Annotated in this window: 2 protein-coding genes and 1 pseudogene; all 3 read left to right on the top strand. The window is 40.9% G+C overall.

Going from position 1 to position 2124, the window contains the following annotated elements; translation table 11 throughout:
- Positions 1-1042 (top strand): DUF805 domain-containing protein (locus RTR63_RS09300; RefSeq protein WP_312523881.1); only part of this gene is annotated, 1042 nt, incomplete at its 5' end.
- A gap of 215 nt (positions 1043-1257) precedes the next feature.
- Positions 1258-1671 carry a hypothetical protein gene (locus tag RTR63_RS09295; protein WP_312523879.1) on the top strand — a complete coding sequence of 138 codons (414 nt, stop codon included), beginning with the start codon at positions 1258-1260 and terminating at the stop codon, positions 1669-1671.
- A 137-nt stretch (positions 1672-1808) separates the two neighbouring features.
- Positions 1809-2124 (top strand): annotated as a pseudogene (locus RTR63_RS09290) (hypothetical protein); the annotation flags it as partial.

Here is a 2124-nt window from a genome sequence, read left to right as displayed (position 1 = left end):
TGATGAAATAATTGCAACTGAAGCTGGTACGTCTTTTGTCACGTTAACCGAGATACATGAAGGCTTTAATAATCGTCGGTTTTTTGATTGGCACGGTCGGGTTAGCCGTGTTCAGTTTTTAGCGTATTCTACCTTCAATGCGTTGATAGCACTAATGCTGGTCGCTTTGCTCTTTGTGATGATTGGTGGCTTTCAAGGCATGGTAAATGCCAGTAGTGAGCAGTTGCCGATGAGTTTGCTCGGCGCAAGTAGTGTGGGTGTGGCGGTTTTGTTTTATCTACAGCTTGCCGTTAGCAAACGCCGCTTTAATGACCTTAACAAAACAGGGTGGCTTGCGCTATTGATGCTAGTGCCTGGGGTAAATATCTTAGTTTACCTTTACTTGCTAGCAGTCGAGGGGACTGCAGACGCCAATTATTATGGCTTACCTGCTAGACCTGCTACCCAGTTAAAAACGGTACTGATGGTATTGATTCCGCTGTTAGTTATGTCACTTATCGGTTTGCTAACCCAAGTTGTCGTGCCCAGCTATCAGAGTTATCAAGCGATAAGAAACAGTAGAGACGCTCAAAACAATGTCATTCTAACGGCAACAAACCCTAGCCAATCGGCACAGACATTGCCTGCAACTGCTTCCGCTGTTGCTGCCTCGACCACTCAACCAGAGAATTTAAGAACAGAAGCGGTGGTAATTACCGGTGAGCAATTAGGAAACGGCGTGGCTTCCAGCCCACAACCCACCGCGTCCGCGAATGTCAATCCCGCTACAACTACCAATCAAGTGTCAGACACGCTTGCCAACACGCCAAGTATGACTAATCAGATGCCTGAGGCGCCAACTGACGCCGCTAATCCCGATACCCTAAATCCTAATAGCTCAAATTCCAATTCCCCAAATTCCAATAACCTAAATCAAGGTTCAAATGAGCGCGCGCAGACGGGCAGTAATCCAACAACGAATGCCCCTAATAGTCAAGGAGTGGTTTCTTATGAAGACTTTGTCAAAGCCTCTGAACAACAAATATTTATCGATAGAAGATAATTTGTTTAAAGCTAAGGTTAAATGAATACTTTAATCCTGACCAAAAGTGTAAATTAATTGTCAGTGAGTTTAACTATCTGCGGTTTACAAACGGTTTCAAATCTGCACATTTGCTAATACAAGTTAGCTAAGTATAACAAAACCACAATCAAACCTATGATTAAATAACGCCGCGATATCCCTATAATGTTATCTATCAAGAAGGGGTATTTAACATGAAAATTAACAAAACACATGACAGTATAAGGAGTGGCTTAGCATCTCAAAGTTTGGCGTCTCAGTTAGTTTTTGCTAACGTGGCTGAGCATGATTATCGCCAAGCGACCGTCAAATCGGTATTACCGCATTCGCTTAATTCTCAAACTTATTTAGCAGATTACTCATCTAATTTTTTTACCATAAAAGGTGAGGACAATCAATTAACCAGAGACTTACGATTTAAAGATATTTTTAACAAGTCTGCAAAGTTACCAAGAAAACCCGCCATAGAGGATTTGGCGGATGATTTGACTACCGATAACAAAATCGATAATGAATCTTGGCGATATCATCGTAAATGGCTTAGTGTCGTCTTTATTATTTGGTTTTTTTTAGCGGTCGGTCTATTGCTAAATGCTGCCTATTATTAACTACAACTATTAGCAACAACAGTTTTTTAGATGAATCATTGCATTTCACCATGTGATGATTTTTTTTGGCTCAAATGCATGAAAAAAGTTTTATAATGAAACAATTGTGATAAACCAACCAGTTAAAAGGAAATCGCTTGCTAGTCACTCAAATGGATGCTAATACGCCAACTATCGATTTAACACTCGATAATCAAACCGTAATCAAAACTAAAAACAAAACCATCATAGACTTGCTTGAACTTATCACCGATACCATGCCGCATTGGAAAGTGCATCGGTGTCAAGTGACTGAGGGGGTTATTTCACAGCACCTGCCTATGAAATTTATTTACCATTATGAGTATTTGTCCGACCTGCTCAAACTGCAGCATCCGTTAAATGGTCAATTGCTAGCAAGCTTTGATCGATTGCTGACGCGAGAGCAATTTGCGCAAATGCTTGGCATTCATC

Origin of the sequence: Moraxella sp. CTOTU47724 (assembly GCF_032014955.1) — a bacterium.
GTDB classification, from domain to species: domain Bacteria; phylum Pseudomonadota; class Gammaproteobacteria; order Pseudomonadales; family Moraxellaceae; genus Faucicola; species Faucicola tetraodonis.
Note: the sequence above shows the minus strand (reverse complement) of the source record. Positions and strands in the feature narration are given on the sequence as shown.

What these genes read in the sequence shown, in the direction of transcription:
- RTR63_RS09295 (WP_312523879.1), top strand. Translation starts at nt 1,258, where the DNA reads ATGAAAATTAACAAAACACATGACAGTATAAGGAGTGGCTTAGCATCT.